Here is a 16,530-nt window from a genome sequence, read left to right on the forward strand (position 1 = left end):
TGTATTAAGAATTCTAGTATCTCGTTCATAACAAAATCCTCCGCTATCTCTAGTATAGCAGAGGATTCACTCTTAGTTTATGAAACTGTTATTTGAAAACGATGTTTTCTTCATGCGTTTGTCGTGAAGTAAAACAAGCTTTTGATCGCTTTTAAACCGCCTCATCAGAATTAGCCTAAAGGATTCCAAGAATATCTTTGAGATCATCAACACTTAACGATTGAGCATTCTCTCGTCCATCAAGAACCGTGCTAACCAATTGCTTTTTACTTTCTTGTAAGGCCAACATTTTTTCCTCGATGGTTCCTTTGGTAACCAAACGATAAACATCAACGTGACGTTTTTGACCAAGTCTGTGCGCTCGACTAATAGCTTGTTCTTCAACGGCTGGATTCCACCATAAATCAATCAAAATAACAGCATCAGCGCCCGTTAGATTAAGACCAACACCACCAGCTTTCAAGGAAATCAAAAACATGTCTCTACTTCCTTTGTTGAAAGCTCTCGTCATTTCTTGTCGTTCAATAGCTGATGTTGAGCCTGTTAAAACATATGAACTCAGCCCTATATCAGAAAGACTTTTCTCAACTAGCTCTAGCATCCCCTTAAACTGAGAAAAGATAAGTGCTCGACGACCACTTTCTTTTAACTGTAATAGTAACTGGCGAAGGCTGTCTAATTTACCACTATCACCATGATAGGTCATAAATAACTCTGGCGTATCACAAATTTGGCGTAGTCGTGTAATACCTGATAAGACTTCTAGTTTATGCCGACTAAACTCAGTATCACTAATACCTTTCAACTGTTCTTGCATCTGTTCTAACTGTGCGATATACAAAGCTTTCTGCTCATCATCTAGCTCGTTATAATAAATGGTTTCTGTCAAACCAGGCAACTCTGGTAAAACATCTTCTTTACGTCTTCTCAAGATAAATGGACGAATCAAACGAGCAACTTCTTGAGGTTCAAGACTTGAAAACTCTTTTTTATGAGGGAGTAGTCCGGGTAAGACAATCTGAAAAATAGACCATATCTCCATTAAGTGATTTTCAATAGGTGTTCCCGATAAAGCAAAGCAAGCCTTAACATTAAACTCACGTAATTTTTGAGCAATTTGTGTCTGGCTATTTTTAATCATTTGAGCCTCATCCAATATCAGATAATCATACGTTTCTTGTTGGTAAAGATCAAAATCTTGCCTGAAAGCATTATAACTCGTTACTAAAACAGTGGAAGCTGTCGTAATTAACTGTTCTCTAACGTCTTTATGCCCATAAACAACTGTAACATGAATATCAGGAGCAAAACGATGAAACTCATCTTGCCAATTATAAATAAGACTCGATGGTGCCAGTACTAAAACTTTTGATTGTTCAGTTATTCTCCCTTTCAAAAAAGCAATGCTTTGCAAAGTCTTCCCTAGACCCATGTCATCTGCCAAAATGCCCCCAAAGCCATAATAATCTAACATTGACAACCATTTAACACCAACTAACTGATAATCTCTCAAAGGCCGAGTGATTGTAATATCTTCTATGTCAAAACTCTCTGGATGTGATAAATCATAAGCCATTTGCCGACAAGTATCTGAAAAGGCAACAGATTCTAACGAGCCAAACTTCTCCATCAATTGATAACTATTTAAACGAGATATCCCCCAAGCACCACTATCAGATATATCGCCTCTCAGATAAGACAACACCTGGCTAACTTTAATTGTCTCATCATCAAATACAATAAGTTTTCCCCTATCACTCACAAAATAGGGCGCCTGACTTGCTAAAGCAGACAATGCTTTAGCTACATCCTCTTTATCCAAGTTCGAAAAATCAAAATTGACTTCTAACAAACCGCCCTGTTGATCTATCCTAATCTGAGGACGCTGAAATTGCTTCAAGTTTAATAACTTTTGAGACAACGTCACCTTACCTAATTTTTTAAATCGACGTAGCGTTCTAAAAAAAAAGGTGTATAGTTCCTCATCTTTTAAAGCGGGACGTTCTGAACTGAAATCTGGACGAAATCCTTCTTGCTTCAATAGCTTAATTAAGCGTTCTTCTTTTTTTAGATGACTTGTAAAAGGAAGCGCATTTAACTCCTCACGAGTCCGAACAATATGCGTACCGTAATCAAAGTTGAGATTAAGTAAAATCCTGTCATCTTCTGCTAAATCAAAAGAAAAGCCAATCTCAAAATCACGAATATCATAATAAGCAGGCGCCTTAACCTGTCCTAAGCTTTTAAAATCTAACAAACTTAAAGCCAACTTAGGTTGATCATCCAAACTAAAGCGAACATGCTTTGATAAATCAGCCTCAATAGGCAAAGTTCTTAAACCCTTAACCATTTTTGCCTGTTTTGTAGTCAATTCGTAAAACACATTTTTATAAAGAAGATATTTAAAGTCAAACATCGGATAAAATTGTTTTTCTTCAATGATAAGCTCAATAGCATGACGATGGACTTGAACAGTAAAATAGAATAAATCTGCATCACCTGATAAGGGTCTAAAAAATAGCTCTTTGTACGATAAATCATGCTCAAAACTAAACTCAGTTAAGGCCATCATCAACCTTACCCCTTCTTCAAAAAAACCACCCGATAAATGTAAATGACGAGCATGATTAGGAAATAAAAAAGAGAGATCTAAGCGATCACCTTCTGGTATCAAACGCCATAAAAAAGTAATAAGATCTTGACTCTCCTGATCAAATTGAATTAAAGAAAGGCGTTCAAAATAATTTTTACCAATTTGGTATTGACCTTCTTGCTTAACCAGCTTTAAAAAAGCACGAATATCCTTAATGATATAAGCTCGTTCATCAGGTAAACGTCTAATCTTAAGCGTCCACCAAAATTCTGAGGAATAAGGACTCAATTCTCCATGAGCTGTTAATTGATACGTTAAACGGTCATCATCATTGACCATGAGATTGTCAAGAAACAGACTACCAAATGACGTCTCAACCACTTCTTCATGATGAGAAGGGTCAAATCTTTCAAACATCATCTTCCCCTCTACATCTTGTTTAAGGTAGTATTCTACTGCCGCTAGATGTTGACAATATGACTTTTTAGAAAACAACTCACAATCACAAGCAACAACTTGTTTCGTAATATCATAAGATAATCGCACTGGTCCAGCAAAAATAGCTGTAACAAGACCCTCATCTGATGTTTCAATCAAAACCTCTTGATTTTCATATAACTGAATCCCTTGATTACGGATACGACCTGGAATTAAAATCGCCATATTACCCCTCTTAACAACTAAACCTTATCTTTTCATTGTAGCATAATTTAACCTTTTTTTCTGTTTCCAATCATTAAACCTCTAGCACCCCTATAGTTTCTAGCCATAAGAAAAGAGAGTGAGATCATCTCTCAACTCTCAATCAAAACTAATTTAATGCTTTAAAAAATGGTTCCAATTCAGCATTTGTCGTCTGACCATGAGAAATCACATCTTCTTGATAGACCACTCCGTTAGATGGGGTTGCTGTACCTGCAGGAATGACCATAAAACTTCCTGAACTATAACCCTCTGGAGATACTAAGCCACCGTATAGAATACCATTATCAATCATTGTGAGTCTGATATGGTAATTATCTGCTCTGACGCCATTATAAATCACTGAAACATTCGTTTGGCTATTAACGATAATACTTGTCCCGTTTTTATCCGTCCAAGTCCCTACAAGACTTGAATAATCACCATTAGCCATAGCCGATACATCAACACCACTTGTCTCCTTAACTGAATGATCAACAGTTGATGATGGCTGAACAAGCGTCTCAGAAGAAGTTGTTGGACTATCGCTTTCTTTTGAAGCAGAAGTATCAACAGCAGAGGTTTCTTCAGTCTCTTCCTGACTCTCTTCTTTGGTTTCAACCTGTTCTACTTTAGCTGTAGAGGTGTCAGATGCATTATTACCTGATGTTGAAGCATTATTTGTCGAACAACCTGCCAAAGTTAAGCTAGCTAACATCGCTACTAACATATTTCGTTTAGATAAAGTCATATTTGTACTCCTTAAAATGTTTATGTTGGTTTCCCTTCACTATACTATTCGTATTTTAAAGAAAAATTAACCTATTTTTTCAAAAAAACCCTGCCAATTTGACAGGGTTAATTATCTGTTGTCTGACAAATAATTGTTAATGGGAACTTAATGTATTAGATTAAGCTTCGATTGATGAAACGATACCTGAACCAACAGTACGTCCACCCTCACGAATTGAGAATGTAGTACCTTGTTCTACGGCGATTGGGTGGATCAACTCAACATCGATTGTCACGTTATCACCAGGCATTACCATTTCAGTACCTGCAGGAAGTTCGATAGATCCTGTTACGTCAGTTGTACGGAAGTAGAACTGTGGACGGTAGTTGTTGAAGAATGGCGTATGACGTCCACCTTCTTCTTTAGAAAGGATGTAAACTTCACCTTTAAATTTAGTGTGTGGGTTGATAGAACCTGGTTTAGCGATAACTTGACCACGTTCGATTTCATCACGTTGAACACCACGAAGAAGGATACCTACGTTATCACCTGCAAGACCTTCGTCAAGTTGTTTACGGAACATTTCAACACCAGTAACAACTGCTTTTTTCTTCTCTTCTTTGATACCAACGATTTCGATTTCATCGTTAACACGAACTGTACCACGGTCGATACGTCCTGATGCTACTGTACCACGACCAGTGATAGAGAATACGTCTTCGACTGGAAGAAGAAGTGGTTTGTCAGTGTCACGTTCTGGTTCTGGGATGTACTCATCAACTGTGTTCATCAATTCCATAACGATATCTTCGTATTTTTCGTCACCTTCAAGAGCTTTAAGAGCTGAACCTTGGATAACTGGAAGATCGTCACCTGGGAAATCGTATTCTGAAAGAAGGTCACGGATTTCCATTTCAACCAACTCAAGCAATTCTTCATCATCAACAAGGTCAACTTTGTTCATGAAGACGATAAGGTGTTTAACACCTACCTGACGTGAAAGAAGGATGTGCTCACGAGTTTGTGGCATTGGTCCGTCTGTTGAAGCAACTACAAGGATAGCTCCGTCCATTTGAGCCGCACCAGTGATCATGTTTTTAACGTAGTCCGCGTGTCCTGGAGCGTCGATGTGAGCGTAGTGACGTTTTTCAGTTTCGTACTCAACGTGTGCAGTGTTGATTGTGATACCGCGCTCGCGCTCTTCTGGAGCAGCATCGATAGACGCATAGTCTTTAGGTTGGTTAACTGATGAAGGCAAGCGACGTGCCAATACAGTTGTGATTGCAGCAGTTAGGGTAGTTTTACCGTGGTCAACGTGTCCGATTGTACCAATGTTAACGTGGGGTTTACTACGATCGTATTTTTCTTTTGCCATTTTAGGAAAAGCCTCCAATAAAATATATTTTATAGATAGACAGTAGGCAATACAGTCTAACTTTACTTTACTATTCTATCAAATTACAGGGAAATTGCAAGTCTTTTGTGTCTTTTTCACTATTATTCTTTTTTTAGTTGATAATATGGCTGATTAGGAATCGTTGTGCCTATGGATGAGGCATAAATCCAATCTCTACCATCTAGCTGTGCAAAGTTTTCAGAGGGACCTGTTAGGATAATACCTGAAAAAGTTAGTTGTGCTAGATCTTCTGCTTTTGTGGTATCTAAGTGTCCAAATGTCTTGAGGTAGCTTTCGACATCATCACGTGGCGTAACAGCATTATACGTTGCTTGACCTGGTAACTTAGAGACTTTCTCGAGGTTAGAGAGGAATGCATCCACAACTTCTGTATCATAGCTACCCTCTGATAATTTGTGTTCGTAATCAATATCTAGTCTTGTAAAACCTTCAGCAGAGACGCCAAACAGATCACTATCACTCCAATGACTACTATCGCCCTTGCTCTCTGTTCCAATCCAGTACCAGTTCTGTTGCAGATTATCCGGTACCATCTGCCTAATCTCTTTGAGAGTATAAGGCTTGTCAAAGGTAATCGCTACTTCAACTAACTGGTTTGGCATGTCTTTCAGATAGGTTAATTCTTGTGTTGGCTCAGAAATCACCTCGTTGTCTCTGTATTCAACATTGATGTTATAGAATTGGGGAATTTTTTGGTGATTTAACAGATTGTACCTACCGCCAGCCGTATAAGTACCATGAGTATGAAAACCTGCTTCCCCCCACTTAGTCACTAGCCAGTTAAATCTGATACGATATTCTGATTGGTCAACCCAAACACCATAAATATCTTTGGCACGTCGTCCTTTGATTCCTCCTGTCCACCAATCACCGCCATCAGCTAACCACGTGTAGCTAGAGGAATTAGGATAAGCAACAGCATCCATCACCCCAATGACGGCTTCGATCTCCCTTGCCTTATTGCTGATAATCTTGTCTGATAGCATTTTAAACCCTACAGCTAGTGTCCCTAGCGTGAATAAACTTAGCAAAACTATCAGCCAACGCTGCTTGCGTTTACTTCTTTTGGTTGCAATTTCAAATGTCTTCATAATGGTATCCTTTCTCTTTTAAGACCGCTTTAAGTTGTTGACGTCCACGATACAAATGGATTTTGACCGTTGATTGACTGAGCCCTAAAATATGGGCACACTCTTTGACAGAAAAGCCTTGGAAGTAATAACAATCTATGGCATGAGCAAACTTGGGGGTTAACTCCTCAAGGGCCTCGTACAAAAAAGCATAGGCTTGGTCGTCATACTGATTATCGTAATTATCATCAAAAAATGCCTTTTGAACAATATCGTGATAGGTCTTGTCTCGTCGATATTTGTCAATATAAGCTCGAATCGCCGAACGGTAAAGCCACGCGCGCAACTTATCATAAGGCAAGACCAAATCAGATTCTAAGATTTTGACCAAAATATCTTGAGCAATATCTTCACTATCAGCTTTTTTAGCACCAGATTTTTGCAAATAATAGCTAATTTCTGTCGCTATTCTTATCAAAGCTGTTTCGTAATCATCCCATTTGATAGCCATCCCCTCCTTACTTTTTCTCTTGTCACTAATATAACGAATCTGATCGTCTTTTGGTTACAAGATTATTCTACTTTTTTCTATCAAAAAAAGATAAACCCATCAGTTGAGTTTATCTATATTTTAGATATCTTAAAGCATTTGATCAACCTCTTTATAGAGCAAAGAGCGACTTTCATTAGCATCGATATTTAACACAATACCAACCGCAACCGAGATAATTAACAAACTATTACCACCCTGAGATAAGAATGGGAAGGTTACCCCTGTTGAAGGAATAAGGCCTGACATACCACCAATATTAACAAATACTTGTACTAAAAACATCCCACCGATACCAAGAGCCATAATACTATTGAAAGGATTTCTTGCCTTAATTCCAACCAATAAAATCCGCAGAATAAGGAAGAAAACTAAAGCTAATATTAAACCTGCTCCAATTAGACCGAACTCTTCGATGACAATCGAAAACACAAAATCTGTTTGTGCTTCAGGGAGGTAACCTTGTTTTTCAATAGAATTACCCAAACCTAAACCAAACCAACCACCATTACTCATCGCATAATAAGAATGAGACATCTGAAGCCCATCGTTCAATCTATCTCCAAAAGGATCAAAATAGGCTTTGAAACGTTTTGCAATATGTGCAAACAATGGTAGGGTAGAAAAATTGTCAAATCCAATCAGTGAAATGGAGCCCAAAAACGCTGCTGAAGAACCAACAATCCCCAAGAAGACAACCGTAAACCAACGATAACCTACCCCACTCACTAGATACACAATAATCCCTGTCAAAGTGACAATAACAGCATTACCCAAGTCAGGCATGATAACTACTAACCCCGTCATCAAAGCAGCATAAACTCTCCAGTCACCAAACTGTCTCGGCAATAAGGTACCTCTAAAAATGGCTTGATAGTCATAGTGCTCAATGTCTGTCTGACGACGACTAAAGGTATAAGCTAAAAGCCAAATAATGATAACCTTTAAATATTCAGCAGGCTGAAAAGTAATCGGACCAAACGATATCCATCCATGCGCTCCATTTCTTGCGTCAAAAATAAAGCGGGCAGCAAGAAGCATAATTATCTCGACTAGCATTACTACACCTAACAAGCCTGGCGATTTCAGGAAATCTAGACGAATGTGATAGAGAAAAGCAATCGCTATAAGACTGACAACCCAGAAGACTCCTTGAAGTATCACTGACGCAAAAGGATTAGCTCCTGCCTGAACTAAAATAGGGCTAGTCGTCGAATAAACCATAATCAAGCCAAATACGGATAAAATCAGATAAGGCAGTAAAATAGAATAATTGATAAAATGTCGTTTGTTAATTTTCATACTCGAATCGCATCTTTCATTTTTCAAGATGTTCATATTATATCATTTTTTTTGATTTATTGAACCTCATAGCCGTTAAACCAATGACAATACTTGTAATACACCAACTCACCTCATCAAAAAACGTAGGATGTCCCAGCTAACCAATAGACTGGTACACCCCACGTCTTGACAAACGATACCTTCTTACCCTGAATTACGAAGGCCAGTCGCAATACCATTGATCGTAATATGAATAAGATTTTCCTCCTCACTGCTCAATTCGCCACGACGCAAGCGTTTAATCAATTCAATCTGAATGTAATTCAAGACATTAAAGTACGGTAGACGATGAGCAAGACTTTCTTTTAAACTTGGATTCTCTTCTAACAGTTCATCGTGTTGCTCAATAGCTAAAATCACATCTTTAGTTAATTGCCATTCATCTAAAATAAGATGAAAAACATTTTTCACAGCTTCATCATCACACATCTGCGCATATTGGAAGGCAATGTTCATATTAGACTTGGATAGAACCATATCAACATTAGACAGAAGCGAGCGGAAAAATGGCCATTTCTGATACATGGTCTGCAAACGTTCTAAGTGGCTCTTGTCTTGGTCAATGTAGCGTTTAAAACTAGAACCAACCCCATACCACCCTGGTAGCATGACACGGTTTTGTGACCATGAAAAGACCCATGGAATCGCCCTAAGCCCTGATATTTCAGTAATCGTTTTTCGTGCGGCTGGACGAGAACCAATATTCAAGCTTGACACTTCACGAATAGGGCTCGCTGCAAAGAAGTAATCATAGAAATGAGGATGACCAAAAACAAGATCTCGATAGATGGTAAAACTGTCTGCAACAATCGCATCCATTGTCTCACGGTAACCTCCAATTTCAGACTTGTCTGTGATCAATTGTGTCACCATACGATCTAGACTGGCTGAGACCAACATTTCTAAGTTGTAATAAGCCGCATCTTTATTACCATATTTGTTACCTATCACTTCACCTTGTTCAGTCAGGCGAATACGGTCTTTGATAGACCCGTAAGGCTGTGACGTAATCGCATCGTATGATGGGCCACCGCCTCGGCCAACGGTTCCTCCTCTGCCATGGAAGAAAGTAATCTTGACACCATGAGCTTCACCTAAAGCTGTCAACTCATTTTGCGCCTTATATAAGGTCCAGACAGATGATAAATAGCCACCGTCTTTATTACTATCAGAGTAGCCCAACATAATTTCCTGATAGCCATTATGACTAGCAATCCATTTTTTTACTAAATCAAGTTCCAAATAAGCTTTCATAATGGCTGGGGCATTATTCAAATCTTCGATCGTTTCAAATAGTGGTACAATCTGAACACGCGCTTTTTCAGCATCAATTAAGCCGACTTCCTTTAACAAGATAGCTAACTCAAGGAGGTCTGAAACACTTTCAGAATGTGATATGATATGTTGCTTAATCACATCCTCACCCATTTTATCTTTCAATTCCCTAGCTGTTCTAAAGATGGCCAATTCTTTTTCTAAAAGGTCTGATTTGGGCAAGTTGGTGGCTGATAGAATACGTGGGTCGTCTTCTAATTGCTTTAGTAACACCGCTACTTTATCAGATTCAGGCAAGCTACTATAATCGGCTTCGATGTTGGCTGATTTGAGCAACTCAGCTACACAAGCTTCGTGAACACTGGAGTCTTGACGAAGGTCAATGCTCGCCAAATGCCCACCAAAAATGTCAACAGCTTGCACTAATTCTTCAAAATCTCCCTTAATCAGCGCTTCACCCTTGTTATCTAACAAGGACTGCTTAATGTGTAAAAGATCTGACCTAAATTCTTCAGTTGAATAGTAAAGCGGCTCAATGACTTCATCAGTCAAAAGATAATGAAGACCATTACTTAATTTGGTTTCAATATAATAAAAAGCACGACGATAAAGTTCCTTTTCACGGAAAACAGAAGTGTCTGATGACAGACTAGCTAGGCGTTGTACTTCCTCAGATACATTAGTTAGGGTCGTTGACAGTGAAAAACTACGGTAAAGAGATTGAATTTTCGAGATGTAGTAATTAAAAATGACCTCACCCTGTGTCGTTGCTGATAGTTTTAAGGTTTTCGCAGTGACAAAAGGATTACCGTCTCGGTCACCACCAATCCACATGCCCATGGTAATCGGTTTTGGGCTACCCAAAACAATCCCTTTTTCTTCAGCCAAACGGCGGTACTCAATAATTAGTTTGGTAATCGCCTTAATCAGAGACGTGTCATAATATTCTGTGACATTAGTAATTTCATTTTTAACCTGTAACTTTTTCTCACGAATAATATCTGTCTGCATGATGAGCTCAATATGACGACGCAAATCATCTTCCCATTTTTGCTTGTTAATCAAACCTAACTTAGCATCACGATGCTTACGTAACAAGAAATGAATTTGCTTGGTCAAATCAAGCATGGTAGTACGTTGAACTTGAGTTGGGTGAGCTGTTAATACTGGAACAACATTGACATTTTCTAGGATGGTTTTAGCGTTTTCTAATCTCGATACTAAATCAATCGTTGTTGATAGTTTACCCGTGTAGTCAATGCCGTTATTATTTTGGTAATTGACTTCAAAAGCCAAGTCAACATCTTCTGAAATGTTAATTAACAAGGGCAATATGGAGAAATAACGTGAAATAACTTCCATTTCAGTCGTGTTCAACTGAGCAATCTCATGTTCCAAAATCTGGTAAGCATGACGCGATGACAAATCCACCAAGCGTGTGATTTTAGCAAAGGAGGAATCCCCAATCATCTTTTTGGTTGCTTCGTTGAGCAAGTCTGTTAAGATAGCAATATCTTCTTTAACTAACTGTCTCTTACTGTTTAATTCTAATTTTTGTGTTCCCACAGGAGCATGTCCCCCTCTATCTTACTTATGTCCTATCATATCATCTTTAGCCATAAAATTAAAGGCATTACCTCTTAAAGCCAGTATTTTCTAAACCAAACAATCCCAAAAGCCTTACTAAGAAGCTTCTCAGTAAGGCTAAGAACTTATACTAAACACTTGCTAATTGACACGGTGTAGGCTTATTTGTCGGTCTGACCAAGATAGATAAAACTCTTGAGCTTCCTTAATATTGCAAGATAACTGTCCTTGAGATGAGTCATAATGAATGGTTAGCAAGGGAGTTCGATGGTAGGAAGAAAACACAATCAATCCCTGACCATCATCAAAGACAGAAAAATCCCCCTCAAAAACCAAGTGCAAATCGTGATAATGGATTTCTTGTACAACTGACATCGCTAACCCTCACGATGAATGTAGAGGGCATCACCTTTAAAAACAAAGGTCGTCTGCCACCTCGGCAAGAGTTGAATACTATCGTCTTCCTCATGGTAAATTAATACGGCATTGAAATCAGTATAATTAGACTCTACAACCATTAACGTCTGATGTTCCAAGTCTAAATGTACCTTAAACGAATTGTCAACGAATATAGACTTGCCAAAAAAAGAATATTTTTGATAATCCTTAGCCATTCGAAGTACCTCCTAAACGGTAATATAAAGCTGCTTTGGATGTCGCCACAACACCCTCTTCCTCAACAAAAGGACTCTGAGGCTGCTCCTCATCATGTGATAGATACAAGGTCTGACCAGACCAAGCGAGACCTAGCTGCCACCGATTTTCAATAACCAATCCCTCTTCCCACCTGATAATCGCCAAGGGTTGGTTATTGTCCTGTCTGGTCACAATAAGGGTCTCTGGTTGAGTCAGTTGCCTACCACATGAGAGAGGTTCTGCAACAACCAACTGATAATCTCCTAAGAATATGTTAATAGAACTACTCATATCTCCACCTCCTTTGACAGTATAGTCACAACTTACCATAAATTGGGTGAATTGTCAATATTTTCAGAATATTTCTACTTTAACGCCGTCCTTCAGCACAATCATCCCTACTCATGCAGATTACCGCCTTCTTTTCTCAAAAAGTAAGGTCAAAGTGGCTTTTTTTTGATATACTGATACAGTACTAAACCTATGGAGGAACTACTATGGAATTGAAACCACGTTCGGAATTTCCTGAAAATGAACTTTGGGATTTAACCGCTCTATACAAAGACCGCGAAGATTTTTTAAACGCTATCGAAAAAGCTCTTAGCGATATTGATGCCTTTGTTAAAAACTATGAGGGAAACCTAGTCACAACTGAGGATTTCACCAAGGCTTTAATGGAGTTGGAACAAATCCATATCCAAATGAGCCACATTGGTACCTATGCCTTTATGCCTCAAACCACTGACTTTGGTAGCGAAGAATTTGCCCAAATCGCTCAAGCTGGTGATGATTTTACCACAAAGGCAAGTGTTGCTCTCAGTTTCTTTGACAATGCCTTAGTCGAAGCTTCAGATGATGTGCTTGACCAGCTAGAAGCAAATCCTTATTTCAGCGCTGAGATACGTCAAGCTAAACAAACCAAAAAACACGCTCTTGACCCTGCTGTCGAAAAAGCCCTCACTAATTTGCGCGAGGTCTTCTCTAGCCCACATGACATCTATGCTAAAATGCGTGCAGGTGACTACGCGATGGAAGATTTTGAAGTTGATGGTAAAGTCTATAAAAATAGCTTTGTGACTTACGAAAACTTCTACCAAAACCATGAAAATGCGGCTATTCGTGAAAAAGCTTTCCGCTCATTTTCGGCAGGCCTTAGAAAACATCAAAACACTGCAGCTGCAACCTATCTTGCAAAAGTGAAATCAGAAAAACTTCTGGCAGATATGCGTGGCTACGACTCTGTCTTTGACTACCTCTTAGCAGGCCAAGAAGTTGACCGTAGTCTCTTTGACCGTCAAATCGACCTTATCATGACAGAATTTGGTCCAGTTGCTCAAAAATTCCTTAAACATGTCGCAAAAGTTAACGGACTTGACAAAATGACCTTTGCAGACTGGAAATTAGACCTTGACAGCGAGCTCAATCCCGATGTCACTATCGACGACGCTTATGATTTAGTCATGAAATCAGTTGCTCCTCTAGGTCCAGAATACATCAAAGAAGTCGAACGTTACCAAGAAGAACGCTGGGTTGACTTTGCTGCTAACATCGGTAAAGACTCTGGAGGCTATGCCGCTGACCCTTACAAGGTCCATCCTTACGTCCTCATGAGTTGGACCGGCCGTATGAGTGATGTTTACACCCTTATCCACGAAATCGGGCACACAGGGCAGTTTATCTTCTCTGACAACCACCAAAGCTACTACAACACCCATATGTCAACTTATTTCGTAGAAGCACCATCGACCATGAATGAGTTGCTCTTGAGTGATTATTTGGAAAATCAATTTGACGATGTCCGTCAAAAACGCTTTGCTCTAGCTCATCGTTTGACAGATACTTACTTCCATAATTTCATCACCCACTTGTTAGAAGCAGCCTTCCAACGTCGTGTCTATACCCTCATCGAAGAAGGTAAAACCTTTGGAGCTGAGCAATTAAATGCCATCATGAAAGATGTCCTAACAACATTCTGGGGTGATGCCGTTGAGATTGATGATGATGCCGCATTGACTTGGATGCGTCAAAGCCATTATTATATGGGACTTTATCCTTACACTTACTCTGCCGGGCTTGTGATTTCAACAGCGGGTTATCTCAACTTGAAAAATAATCCTAACGGGGCAAACGAATGGCTTGACCTCTTAAAATCCGGTGGAAGTAAGACACCTCTTGACACAGCACTGCTCATTGGTGCTGACATTTCAACAGAAAAACCACTTCGTGACACCATTGCCTTCCTTGATGACACTGTCGAACAAATCATCGCATATAGTAAGGCGTTGGGACAAGGATAGTCTGGAGACACTATGACCAAATCGCGATTAGAAGCCTTTAGTGATGGTGTACTAGCCATTATCATTACCGTTATGGTGCTAACCTTAGATCCCCCTCTGACAGACGATATCACGACACTTATCCAATGTCTGCCAAAACTATTAGCCTATGTCCTTAGTTTTTCTTATGTCGCTATTTACTGGAATAATCATCACCATTTAACCCTAAGTCTGAGACATGTCACTTCTGGCATTCTCTGGACTAATATGATTTGGTTATTCTTCTTATCTCTTATTCCTTGGTCAACGAGCTGGATTGGGCGTTTTTATGATAGTAAACTCCCTGTCATGTTTTATGGTTGTGTTTTATTCAGCACAGCCTGTGCTTACTTTGCATTACAACATCAAGTTGTCAAAGCAAGCCCGTCTAAAAAAGCTCTTGAAGCCAGTATCGGAAAAGACATCAAAGGAAAACTGTCCCTGGGACTTTATCTATTAGCCATCTTTGTATCGAATTATTATCCGATACTTGCCAATAGTTGTTATGTCTTGGTAGCACTGATGTGGGTTATCCCTGATAAACGCATCGCTCAAGCAATTACATCCCAAGACCATCGTTAACTAATTAATACGCAAAAAGAGCCTCTTCCACAGGAAATGGCTCTTTTTATAATGGCTTTGTGAAGCAATCAACGACTCATCCGTTTTCACTAAATATGACTTATTAATCGAGGTTGTTAACCACATCAAGAGCCCTAACTATATCAGGCTCTGAATTGACATTTTCCACATAATCCGTGTAAACAACAGTATTATCCCTATCTAATACCAAAACAGCACGTGCTAATAACTGCCACTCCTCCATCAAAACACCATAAGATTCACCAAAAGAACGGTCACGGTAATCAGACAAGAGGACAACTTCTTCTAAGCCTGCCGCACCACACCATTTCTTTTGGGCAAATGGCAAGTCAACAGAAACCGTAATCACAACCGTGTCCTCAAGTTCAGACAATTCTTGATTAAATGTTCTTGTTTGTGTTGAACAAATGCCTGTATCAACCGATGGCACAATACTAATCACTTTTTTCTTACCTTTAAAATCAGATAACGATACAGGTGTCAAGTCCTTAGATATCAGCGTAAAATCTCGTGCTGTATCTCCTACTTGATGTTGTTGACCTACTAAAGTCACTTCTTTTCCTAAAAATAGTGTCACGTTAAAACCTCCTTACTCATTTGTCTATCTATTTTAACCTAAAACCATTCAAATAACGACTATCTTGATTGAAACATCATCTCGTTTCAAAAAAAGAAACAGTTCGACTATGGCATATCCTACTATGGCATATCCTACACCAAAACCAACTTGATAATACCACTTACCGTAACCTTATCTAAATTCTTCCAACCATTTTTCAAACTCTTCTCTTGGAACTAGGTCAAGAGTTTCATCTTTCTCATATCGCCAGTCATAGCTATATTTTGCTTTTAAACTCTGAGTCTGGGTGTCATAGACGAGCCAAAGTTCAGTCGGATGTTCTTTACCGTGCTCCTTACAAAAATGTTTCATTTGCTTTAAATCGCTAATCCCTAAATGAAGTAACTGAGAAAGTAACTCATCTGTATTTTCAACTTGTCTACTCGAAGATAGAACTGTGTTTAATAAATTAACATCCACAATCTGTCCACTTACTTCATAAGCAAAATTAATTGTCAAACAATTTTCCAAAACACCATAAATAAAGATACGACCGATATCTTCTGTATTATTACTAATGTATTCTAGAGCAAGCTGGATAATACCCTCTTGAATTTTCATTAACTGATCTTCAAATGTCATTATTTTCTCCTATTCTTTATAGATCTCTATCGACTTTGTTCAGCCTACCACTCACCTTGACCTTGCCTAAGTTCCTCTAGCCATTTATAATATTCTTCCGTCGAATCTAAGTCAAGTGTTTCATCTTTTGCATATCGCCAGTCATAGCTATATTTAGCTTTTAAACTCTGAGACTGGGTATCATAGATGAGCCAAAGTTCCGTCGGATGATCTTTACCATGCTCATTACAGTAATCAGTCATCTCTTCTAAATCGCTTATTCCTAGACCAAGTAATTGAGAAATCATATTACTAGCATTCGGGATTTGCCGAGATGCTGGTAGCACAGTGTTAAGCAAATTAACATCAACTATCTGTCCGCCAACCTCATAAGCAAAATAAATGGTCAAAGAATTCTCTGAAACACCATAAATAAAGATACGTCTGATATCTTCTGTGTTATTGCTAATATATTCTAAAACAAGCTGGATAATCCCCTCTTGTATTTGCATTAATTGATCTTCAAATGTCATTATTTTCTCCTAT

Annotated in this window: 15 protein-coding genes; 2 read left to right on the plus strand and 13 right to left on the minus strand. The window is 38.8% G+C overall.

The genetic code is table 11. The features are described 5' to 3' along the window. Nucleotides 1–175: 175 nt before the first annotated feature. The 10 genes from ACVRZH_RS07535 to ACVRZH_RS07580 form a co-directional block, all read right to left on the minus strand. Nucleotides 176–3,256 (minus strand): pilus expression-regulating Snf2 family helicase, encoded by a 3,081-nt coding sequence (locus ACVRZH_RS07535; RefSeq protein ID WP_447454686.1) that lies wholly within the window; start codon nucleotides 3,254–3,256, stop codon nucleotides 176–178. A 148-nt stretch (nucleotides 3,257–3,404) separates the two neighbouring features. Then, complete coding sequence (locus ACVRZH_RS07540; RefSeq protein WP_447454687.1) at nucleotides 3,405–4,025, minus strand: DUF6287 domain-containing protein; 621 nt, start codon at nucleotides 4,023–4,025, stop codon at nucleotides 3,405–3,407. Nucleotides 4,026–4,185: 160 nt separating this feature from the next. After that, nucleotides 4,186–5,382, minus strand: coding sequence for an elongation factor Tu (tuf, locus tag ACVRZH_RS07545; protein ID WP_447454688.1), 1,197 nt, complete (start codon nucleotides 5,380–5,382; stop codon nucleotides 4,186–4,188). A gap of 122 nt (nucleotides 5,383–5,504) precedes the next feature. Further along, a complete protein-coding gene (locus tag ACVRZH_RS07550; protein WP_447454689.1) occupies nucleotides 5,505–6,515 on the minus strand; it encodes an anti sigma factor C-terminal domain-containing protein in 1,011 nt (336 codons plus the stop codon). Continuing rightward, a complete protein-coding gene (locus tag ACVRZH_RS07555; protein WP_447454690.1) occupies nucleotides 6,502–7,005 on the minus strand; it encodes an RNA polymerase sigma factor in 504 nt (167 codons plus the stop codon). Before ACVRZH_RS07555 ends, ACVRZH_RS07550 begins: the two co-directional genes overlap by 14 nt. A gap of 129 nt (nucleotides 7,006–7,134) precedes the next feature. Next, entirely contained in the window at nucleotides 7,135–8,346 is a 1,212-nt protein-coding gene (ftsW, locus tag ACVRZH_RS07560) for a cell division peptidoglycan polymerase FtsW (protein ID WP_447454691.1), read from the minus strand. A gap of 186 nt (nucleotides 8,347–8,532) precedes the next feature. Beyond that, the gene (gene ppc / locus ACVRZH_RS07565; RefSeq protein WP_447454692.1) at nucleotides 8,533–11,229 is read right to left on the minus strand and encodes a phosphoenolpyruvate carboxylase; all 2,697 of its coding nucleotides are present in this window, start codon (nucleotides 11,227–11,229) and stop codon (nucleotides 8,533–8,535) included. Nucleotides 11,230–11,391: 162 nt separating this feature from the next. Then, nucleotides 11,392–11,625 carry a hypothetical protein gene (locus ACVRZH_RS07570; protein ID WP_447454693.1) on the minus strand — a complete coding sequence of 78 codons (234 nt, stop codon included), beginning with the start codon at nucleotides 11,623–11,625 and terminating at the stop codon, nucleotides 11,392–11,394. Nucleotides 11,626–11,627: 2 nt separating this feature from the next. After that, on the minus strand, nucleotides 11,628–11,864 hold the full coding sequence (locus ACVRZH_RS07575; RefSeq protein ID WP_447454694.1) for a hypothetical protein: 237 nt from the start codon (nucleotides 11,862–11,864) through the stop codon (nucleotides 11,628–11,630). Then, on the minus strand, nucleotides 11,857–12,177 hold the full coding sequence (locus ACVRZH_RS07580; RefSeq protein WP_447454695.1) for a hypothetical protein: 321 nt from the start codon (nucleotides 12,175–12,177) through the stop codon (nucleotides 11,857–11,859). Before ACVRZH_RS07580 ends, ACVRZH_RS07575 begins: the two co-directional genes overlap by 8 nt. Before the next feature lie 206 nt (nucleotides 12,178–12,383). Between ACVRZH_RS07580 and pepF the strand changes: the two genes are divergently transcribed. Together pepF and ACVRZH_RS07590 are read left to right on the plus strand one after the other, a co-directional pair. Further along, on the plus strand, nucleotides 12,384–14,183 hold the full coding sequence (gene pepF, locus ACVRZH_RS07585) for an oligoendopeptidase F (RefSeq protein WP_447454696.1): 1,800 nt from the start codon (nucleotides 12,384–12,386) through the stop codon (nucleotides 14,181–14,183). Nucleotides 14,184–14,195: 12 nt separating this feature from the next. Then, nucleotides 14,196–14,783, plus strand: a complete 588-nt coding sequence (locus ACVRZH_RS07590) for a TMEM175 family protein (protein WP_447454697.1) — start codon at nucleotides 14,196–14,198, stop codon at nucleotides 14,781–14,783. A 103-nt stretch (nucleotides 14,784–14,886) separates the two neighbouring features. On the opposite strand, the gene tpx is transcribed toward ACVRZH_RS07590, so the two are convergent. From tpx to ACVRZH_RS07605, 3 genes are all read right to left on the minus strand, one after another. Next, a complete protein-coding gene (tpx, locus tag ACVRZH_RS07595) occupies nucleotides 14,887–15,381 on the minus strand; it encodes a thiol peroxidase (RefSeq protein ID WP_447454698.1) in 495 nt (164 codons plus the stop codon). Nucleotides 15,382–15,555: 174 nt separating this feature from the next. Beyond that, on the minus strand, nucleotides 15,556–16,005 hold the full coding sequence (locus ACVRZH_RS07600) for a hypothetical protein (RefSeq protein ID WP_447454699.1): 450 nt from the start codon (nucleotides 16,003–16,005) through the stop codon (nucleotides 15,556–15,558). Between the two features lie 44 nt (nucleotides 16,006–16,049). Further along, nucleotides 16,050–16,517, minus strand: coding sequence for a hypothetical protein (locus ACVRZH_RS07605; protein WP_447454700.1), 468 nt, complete (start codon nucleotides 16,515–16,517; stop codon nucleotides 16,050–16,052). Nucleotides 16,518–16,530 lie beyond the last annotated feature (13 nt).

The sequence above is a fragment of the Streptococcus fryi genome (assembly GCF_053206505.1).